This is a genomic window from Acidovorax sp. GW823-FHT02H02, from assembly GCF_058797075.1.
On record NZ_JBXAJH010000037.1, the window covers coordinates 1 to 8,004 of the forward strand.

8 protein-coding genes and 3 pseudogenes are annotated in these 8,004 nt (G+C 55.0%); 5 read left to right on the forward strand and 6 right to left on the reverse strand.

Going from position 1 to position 8,004, the window contains the following annotated elements:
- Positions 1-83 precede the first annotated feature (83 nt).
- Together AC1RDS_RS20780 and AC1RDS_RS20785 are read right to left on the reverse strand one after the other, a co-directional pair.
- Complete coding sequence (locus AC1RDS_RS20780) at positions 84-251, reverse strand: GntR family transcriptional regulator (RefSeq protein ID WP_492227345.1); 168 nt, start codon at positions 249-251, stop codon at positions 84-86.
- Between the two features lie 40 nt (positions 252-291).
- Positions 292-1,779: an NAD-dependent succinate-semialdehyde dehydrogenase gene (locus tag AC1RDS_RS20785; RefSeq protein WP_492227339.1), complete on the reverse strand. Its 1,488-nt coding sequence runs from the start codon at positions 1,777-1,779 to the stop codon at positions 292-294.
- A 49-nt stretch (positions 1,780-1,828) separates the two neighbouring features.
- Between AC1RDS_RS20785 and AC1RDS_RS20790 the strand changes: the two are divergent.
- From AC1RDS_RS20790 to AC1RDS_RS20805, 4 genes and pseudogenes are all read left to right on the forward strand, one after another.
- Positions 1,829-2,689 (forward strand): annotated as a pseudogene (locus tag AC1RDS_RS20790) (Mu transposase domain-containing protein); the annotation flags it as partial.
- On the forward strand, positions 2,682-3,497 hold the full coding sequence (istB, locus tag AC1RDS_RS20795; RefSeq protein WP_200159924.1) for an IS21-like element helper ATPase IstB: 816 nt from the start codon (positions 2,682-2,684) through the stop codon (positions 3,495-3,497). The pseudogene AC1RDS_RS20790 and the gene istB, both read left to right, overlap by 8 nt.
- 59 nt (positions 3,498-3,556) lie before the next feature.
- On the forward strand, positions 3,557-3,940 hold the full coding sequence (locus AC1RDS_RS20800; protein ID WP_492227340.1) for a DinB/UmuC family translesion DNA polymerase: 384 nt from the start codon (positions 3,557-3,559) through the stop codon (positions 3,938-3,940).
- An 8-nt stretch (positions 3,941-3,948) separates the two neighbouring features.
- A complete protein-coding gene (locus AC1RDS_RS20805; protein ID WP_492227341.1) occupies positions 3,949-4,107 on the forward strand; it encodes a DUF4113 domain-containing protein in 159 nt (52 codons plus the stop codon).
- A 220-nt stretch (positions 4,108-4,327) separates the two neighbouring features.
- Here the strand turns inward: AC1RDS_RS20805 and AC1RDS_RS20810 are convergent, their stop codons facing one another.
- The 4 genes and pseudogenes from AC1RDS_RS20810 to AC1RDS_RS20825 all read right to left on the reverse strand — a co-directional run.
- Positions 4,328-4,909, reverse strand: coding sequence for a hypothetical protein (locus AC1RDS_RS20810; RefSeq protein WP_492227342.1), 582 nt, complete (start codon positions 4,907-4,909; stop codon positions 4,328-4,330).
- Positions 4,910-5,063: 154 nt separating this feature from the next.
- Positions 5,064-5,498 (reverse strand): hypothetical protein, encoded by a 435-nt coding sequence (locus AC1RDS_RS20815; protein ID WP_492227343.1) that lies wholly within the window; start codon positions 5,496-5,498, stop codon positions 5,064-5,066.
- 573 nt (positions 5,499-6,071) lie between these two features.
- A complete protein-coding gene (locus AC1RDS_RS20820) occupies positions 6,072-6,389 on the reverse strand; it encodes an Xre family toxin-antitoxin system antitoxin (RefSeq protein ID WP_492227344.1) in 318 nt (105 codons plus the stop codon).
- Positions 6,390-6,436: 47 nt separating this feature from the next.
- Positions 6,437-6,709, reverse strand: a pseudogene (locus AC1RDS_RS20825) (helix-turn-helix domain-containing protein); the annotation flags it as partial.
- Positions 6,710-6,790: 81 nt separating this feature from the next.
- Between AC1RDS_RS20825 and AC1RDS_RS20830 the strand changes: the two are divergent.
- Positions 6,791-7,927: pseudogene (locus AC1RDS_RS20830) on the forward strand (IS3 family transposase); the annotation flags it as partial.
- Positions 7,928-8,004 lie beyond the last annotated feature (77 nt).

Genomic DNA, 8,004 nt, shown 5'->3' on the forward strand with positions numbered 1-8,004 from the left:
GCCCTCAGTCCGATCGAATACAGGGTGAGTCTTGGACTTGCGGCATAAAACCAGTCCAAGTTTTTATCCGCACCCCCGGTGGCTCAATTTTGAATCGGCGCCAACAATGGGCGACTCACACCAAGCTGCTCACACAGATCGCGCTCCGACAGTTTCTGCCCAGGCGTGAACAACCCATCAAGTATGGCCGTACGAAGCGTCAGCGTCGTTCTTTCACGCAACGACGTTTCCTGACGTGGAACTCGCGGCATTGTGTTCGTGGGAGTGGTGTTCAAGGTGTTCTGCCCTGACTTAATTTTTGATACCACCCATGCAGATGTACTTCATCTCCATGTAGTCTTCTATCCCATATCGGGACCCTTCCCGGCCCACTCCAGACTGTTTCACGCCTCCGAATGGAGCCACCTCTGTAGAAATCAGCCCTGTGTTGACACCGACCATCCCGAACTCCAGCGCCTCTGCGACGGTCCAAACGCGACTGACGTCGCCAGCGTAGAAATACGCAGCGAGGCCGTATTCCGTCGAGTTGGCCAACTCGATTACTTCATCGACCGTTTCGAACTTGAACAAGGGGGCAACTGGACCGAAGGTCTCTTCCCTCGCGATTCGCATGTCTCCAGTGACGCCCGTCAACACGGTGGGAGGAACGAAATTACGGCCGAGGTTACTCGTGGTACCGCCGCAAATCACCGTTCCACCCTTGGCGATGGCATCTTCAATGTGACCCTGCACTTTGACAACAGCCTTGTCGTTGATGAGCGGTCCGATAGTCGTTTCCGCGTCGAAACCGTTGCCCACTTTCAGCTCCGATACTCGTGCCGACAGTTTCTCGGCGAACTCCAAATAGACGGCGGCTTGCACAAAGATGCGATTCGCACATACGCACGTCTGTCCGGCATTTCGAAATTTGGAAGCCATGGCGCCTTCAACAGCTTCGTCGATGTTGGCGTCATCGAAAACGATGAAAGGTGCGTTGCCGCCCAGCTCAAGACTCACCTTCATGATCTGCTCGGATGCTTGGCGCATTAGGATGCGACCGACCTGCGTGGAGCCAGTGAATGTGATTTTTCTTACCTTCGGATTGGAGCAGGCTTCTTCTCCGAACGCTGAAGCAGCCGTTGTCGTGATGACGCTGAAGAGGCCCGAAGGTACGCCTGCGCGTTCAGCAAGGACCGCCAGGGCAATCGATGAAAGTGGCGTTTCCGGTGCCGGCTTGAACACAATGGAGCACCCTGCCGCCAATGCGGGTGCGACTTTTCGAATCACCATCGCACACGGGAAGTTCCACGGTGCCACTGCCGCTACAACACCGATAGGTTGTTTGACAACGAGCAGCCGCTTGTCTGCCTGATGCTGAGGAATGATGTCACCGTACGTGCGCTTTGCTTCCTCGGCAAACCATTCTGCGTACGAGGCACCATATAAAACCTCCCCCCTGGCTTCTGCGAGGGGCTTCCCCATCTCCGCGGTGATGATCGCAGCGAGGTCATCCGCATTCGCGATGACAAGGTCGAACCATTGGCGCAGAACCTGACTGCGCTCTTTCGCCGTCCTCTTAGCCCATGCTTTCTGACTTACATAGGCCCGGTTAAAGGCACATCGAGCATCAGCGATATCCAGATCCGGAAGTGTCGCCAACAGTTCTTCTGTCGCAGGGTCTGTAATTTCAAACGTCTTTTTGTTGCTGGATTCCGTTTGCCAAATCCCGCCAACGAACCCCGCCTCTTGCACAAGTGTTCGGTCCTTCAGTCGGGCTAACAATGATTCGGAAATAGTCATGCCATGTCCTTGATTGGATGGATTCAGGGTTATCGATGGGAAAAACGGCTACCTGTTTGATCCTGACTTCTGCAACGTCGCCTCGGGTTGGGAGAAGGGGGTAGTCGAGAAGAACGTGCAGGACAGTCGCAGGAGGATCTGGATCGAGGCGACCAGCAGGCGCTTTGGATCGTTTACCGAACTCAACACCTGGTTGGGGGAGCGTTGTCGTTCGGTGTGGGCGGACACCGTGCATCCGATCCACAAGCAGTTCACGGTGGCAGAGATGCTGGAGTTGGAACGGCCCCACCTCATGTCCGTGCCTGTGCTGTTTGATGGGTATGTGGAGAAGCCGGCGCGGGTGAGTAGCACCTGCCTGGTGGCGGTGGCGCGCAATCGCTACTCCGTTCCTTGCGAATGGGCTGGGCACCTGGTCAGCACGCGTCTGTACCCCAATCGGGTGGACATTGCTTGCGCGCAAACCATCATCGCCAGCCACGCCCGCACGCCGGGCAGTGGCCAAGTCACCTATGACTGGCAGCACTACATTGAACTGGTGCAGCGCAAGCCCGGTGCACTGCGCAACGGCGCACCGTTCCTGGACTTGCCTGAGCCCTTGCAGCGCTTGCGCAAATCCCTTCTGAGGCATCCCGGCGGCGACCGCACCATGGCCCAAGTGCTGGCCAGTGTGCCGCAGGCGGGCTTGGACGCAGTATTGGTGGCGGTTGATCTTGTACTTGAAGGTGCCACGCCCAACGGAAGTGTCAGTGCCGAGCATGTACGCAATGTGCTGGCACGGCTCAATGCGCCGCCCTTGCCGGAATACGCACAGACCTCACTGCAACTCACCCACCTGCCCACAGCAGATACGGCACGCTACGACCGTCTGCGCCCCACCCATAACGATGATCAAGGAGCCCTCCATGCCTGATTCCCAACGCGATGTGCAAAGCGAACTCAAGGCCCTGCGCCTGAATGGCATGGCCAGCGCCTGGGCTGACCTTATGGAGCAGGATGGCGGCTCCACGATTCAGAGTTCGCGCTGGTTGATCGAGCACCTGCTTCAAGCGGAGGACGTGGATCGGCACATGCGCTCGATTGCCCACCAGATGAAAGCAGCACGCTTCCCGATTCACCGGGATCTTGCTGGCTTCGACTTCGAGGTCTCACCCGTGGATAAGGTGCTGATCAAGAGGCTGGCGGACCTGAGCTTCACCGATGATGCGCAGAACGTTGTCCTGATTGGCGGTCCTGGCACCGGCAAAACCCACTTGGCAACGGCGCTGGGAATCAATGGGCTGACGCACCATTCCAAACGTGTGCGGTTCTACTCGACGGTGGATCTGGTCAATGCGTTGGAGCAAGAGAAGGCCAAGGGAAATCCGGGGCGCATAGCCATGAGCTTGATGCGCATGGACCTGGTCATTCTGGATGAACTTGGATACCTGCCATTCAGCCAGGCCGGTGGAGCATTGCTGTTCCATCTGCTGTCCAAGCTCTACGAGCACACCAGCGTTCTGATCACCACCAACCTGACGTTCGCGGAGTGGTCTGCTGTCTTCGGTGATGCCAAGATGACAACGGCTCTTCTGGACCGGCTCACCCATCACTGCCACATCGTTGAAACTGGCAATGAGTCCTACCGCTTCCGCCACAGCTCCAAGGAGGCCAAGGGAAAGATCAAATCCAGGGAATTGAACAGAAAGACCGAAACCAGTCTGGAGGTGCAAGCCCAGTAGGAGACTATAGTTATCCACAGTCAGCCTAACCAACGCTGGCTACACGCCCCCTATCAAAGTTGGATCGGCACACACTGTCAAGATTCAATCGGCGCCAACACCTGGAGCAAGCGGTTTCCACCGTTGCGGGCATGGCAGCACAAAAGCTGCGCAAACAGGCAAGCCGTACTGCCCATGTGCTGGTGTTCATCCATACCAGCCCCTTTCGCAAGGGGCCGCAGTACGCCCGCTCCATCACCGTGCCGCTGCTCCGACCCACCAGTGACACGGTGTCTATCGTGAAGGCGGCATTGGCGGGACTGCGCACGGTCTACCGGCCGGGCTACCAGCTCACCAAGGCGGACGTCATGCTGCCCGACCTGCACTCGGCGCGATTCCGGCAGGGCGAACTGGAACCGGAGCCGCTGGACTGGACTCTTTGGAGAGCTCGCGCGAGCGGCTGATGGGGGTGATGGATGAACTCAACCAGCTCAATGGACGTGGAACGGTCAAGCTGGCTGCGGGTGGCGTTGAAGAGCCAGGGGAGCGCGCACGCTGGGCTATGCGGCAGGAGCATAGGTCACCGGCGTACACGACCTGCTGGGTGGATATGTTGGTAGTGGGGGAGTGAGGGGGCGATCTGGCCGCAGGGGAGTGACCGATCAGGTTGGGAAAATGGGATCTGTTGTGTCTCGATTCGGCCAATAGCTACCACTACCCACTTTCGATACCGGTCGTTCAACGCCCGAGGTAAGTTGCACTGGAGTGCGAAGCTTGTGGTTTCTCTGTCTGACCAACCAGTTAGGCTGGTGGCAGACGTAGGAATCGCTGGCATAGGAAAACTATGATTCTTATTGAAGTGCTCGCTTCATCTTTTCGGCGGCATTGCTTTCATCCTCGGACCTTGCCGCTTTCAATCGATCTTTAACTTTCTGGCTAAGGGCAGGACTCTCAATGATTATTGAGTTCGTTGAGTTCCAGGGTTGGCAAATGTATGACACCCAAGCTTGAGGCCCACGCCATTGGGAGAGGAACTGAGGCTTAATATAGTCAGCCTGATGCTGCTTCATAGAAATCCCGTATTGAGACTCTAGTGCAATAATGAGTTCAGATGCCTTGGGGCAACGCTTCTGATTGTCTGTCCATAAGTCGACTTCGATGCGAAAAAGCCTTTGCCCGATGTATTCGTAGGTGACTTCTTTAATTTTCAAGTCTCCCAAATTCATAGGTTCGTTTGGCATTGTGTATGCATCCGAAATTTCCCTGGACGAGATGCCCAGTCTTGGTTGCGACTTCTCCAGTGGCTTCATTTCAGGAAGGGGCGCGGATCCGATAACGGCACCCCTAAAAGCGATTGCTGCATCGGTTTTTGTTTGCTGCCCTGCGCACCCGGTCAATAATGCAAATGAGACAAATAAATAAATTGCTTTCAAGATGCTCCCTCGTTAGTGTTTGAATTTCTGCGCCATAGGATTTAAAAGAGAGCCTAAAGTTTGACGTAAGGGGTCACCGTAGCTGCGAAGCCGTGAAAGGAGCCCAGAAGCGCAGATTTTGGGCAGTCGCTCTCGACGAAATTATTAGCAGCATTCATACGCCAGCCTTCTGGCGAAATCGCTCAAGAACAGACAAGGAGTTCGTTAGCAGGGTCTCACTTCGGGTCGGGTCAAACCAAGTGCCATTAAATTTTGCACCGTGAAATAGATTGTTTCGCACTCTCGAAATGTGGCCAAACAGAATTTGCACTGACTTGTCGGTTGCCGGCACATCAACCCAAACCACTCTACCACCCTCAACCATTTGACGTTTAGGCGGTTGGTCAAGAATGTACTCTGCGGCTGACGCGAGATCGCCCAAGTCGTCTTTAAAGCTTTTGCCAATTACTTTGTTCGCAAAACTGTCCCAATCAACAATGACGTTTCCTGATCGGTCCGCATGAAAGAATCCGTTTTCCTTAAGAGTAAATTCGTACTGGGCGAACAACTTAAAAAATCGAAAAGCCAGCAGATCTAGGTTGACGTTCATGCCAGGACTCCTAACGGATAACAAATGAAAGGGGAATTCGTTTGACTTTGGTGGGGAATCTCTTATGTCAATGTAGACCGCAGAATTTACGAAAAATTTTTGAGGATGCAAGATATTCTGGACACGGCGTCCCCCCGAAAGTTGTTTGCAGCCGAGTTTGGCGCTTGATGCGTTACGTAAAAATACAGATATAAAAAATCCACGAAACTTGGCGCGCCTGTTTTGCGCTCCATGCGACTGATGGACTTGATCAGCGAGCACGTTCGCAAATTCACTATAGCCTAAACACCGGGAACGCTTGCCTGTACCGAGTACGCTTTTTCATACTTTGTAGCGTGCACTCGCAGGACTGGCCGTATCCTAAAAGGTCAGCCCACTGGATGCTATCGATTTTGGAGTATCGCAGACCGCTTTCCGGGTGATGGATTAATGTCTGTTTTGGGTCGTTTCAAGACAGTCGCTATCGTCAAGATGCTGAACGTCCCGAGGACAGGCAAGCGAGCACCGCTTTCTGATTTTTAGTCACGCCTCATAACGGCTGCAGCATGAGCGCCTTCCCTCGGCCAAACGAAGTCAAACAACACCTCCAAATTTGATGGACAGCAAAATATCCTTGACGCGCGCTGTGCCGAGGGAGGTTTCTGCAGCGTCCAAGGGCGTATCCCCTTCCAGCATCGGATGAGGTTGCCGAAGCCACTTGAAAGCATCCTCTTCGGTTGCAAAAACATCCATCGCCATCTGGTCAAGTTCCAGCAAGCGCGTAGCACTCTCCGCTGCATAGGGGGGCAAAAGCTGATCTTTTTGAACCATACGATTGACCGTACTCCTTTTCACGCCGAGCTGCTTGGCAAGGATGACCTCGTCACGAAAACTGGGAAAGTGCAGCGCCAATGTAAAAAGTTCCCACGCTGACGAATAGGGGCCTAGTTGTTGGACGACTAAGCGAACTCAAGCTCAATCTTTCCGGAGCCTTGTCGCTTGGTCTTTCCCACGATGATGGTCACATCGTGGCCAAGTTTTGCCATCAGCTCAAGCAATTTTTCTTCGCTCACGCCACGGAATTGGCCGCGAGTGATCTTTGAAACTTTTGCCTGGTCAATCCCAAGCAAATTTGCTGCGGCGTCTTGGGTCAGGCGCCGAGCTTTGATTGCCCGTGCAATTTCTGCCGCCAGAGAAGCCTTACGCTGCATTTCTGCGGCGTCTGAATAGCCAAGGTCGGCATATGTTGGCGCCGATTCAAAATTGAGCCACCGGGGGTGCGGCTAAAAACTTGGACTACCTGGAGGTAGTTCATGTATTCCTACGAAGACCGCATCCGAGCCGTCAAGCTCTACATCAATCTTGGCAAGCGCCTTGGGGCCACCATCCGTCAGTTGGGCTATCCGACCAAGAATTCCCTCATTGGCTGGTACCGGGAGTACGAGCGGAGCCAGGATCTGCGAGTCGGGTATTCGCGATCGGGACAGAAGTATTCCGATCAGCAGAAGCATGCGGCGGTGAAGCACTACCTTGATCACGATCGGTGCATTGCCTCGACCATGCGGGCATTGGGATATCCCGGTCGGGAACTACTGGCCGAGTGGATTGACGAGCTGCACCCCGAAGTTCGCCACCGAATGGTGGGCCGGGCACCGAACACCCTGCACTCCGACGCGCTTAAGAGCGCAGCGGTGATTGAGCTTTGCACCCGAAAGACCAGCGCACAAGAAGTTGCCCAGAAGCTGGCGGTGTGTCGGCCTACGCTGTACAACTGGAAGAATCAGTTGCTCGGCCGCGAGGTGCCCCCATCCATGAAGCGTCAAAACAACTCACCGCCAGTGCCAGATGCTGCCGAACTGCAGCGTCAGGTCGAGTCGCTTCAACAGAGTATTCACCGCCTTCAGCTCGAACATGACATCTTGAAGAAGGCCAATGAATTGCTAAAAAAAGGCCTGGGCGTCAACCCTCAGCTCCTGAGCAATCGGGAGAAGACTCTGCTGGTTGACGCCCTCAAGCCCATCTACTCGCTCGCAGAGCTACTTGGCGAACTTGGCCTTGCTCGCAGTTCCTACTTCTACCACTGCGCCCGCCAGCGAAGGCCTGACAAATATGCTGACGCCCGCGTTGCAGCTGCCGATGTGTTTCAGAGCAACCACCGCAGCTATGGCTACCGGCGCATGCGGGCGGCGCTGGGCAGACGCCGCTTGTACCTGTCTGAAAAAGTCGTGCAGCGTCTGATGAAGCAGGAGGGCTTGATTGTTCCCGCGCGCAAGAAGCGTCGATACGGGTCCTACCTCGGAGAGATCAGCCCTGCTCCAGACAACCTGCTCAATCGTGACTTCCAGGCGGCGGCACCGAATGAGAAGTGGCTCACCGACATTACAGAGTTCCAGATACCGGCGGGAAAGGTTTACCTCTCGCCTGTGATCGACTGCTTCGATGGCATGGTGTGTTGATTTCCGCGTAATCCTGACCCCGGTTTTTCATCCAATATTGACCCCACCTGTTGGGGTGTAGCCGGGCTACG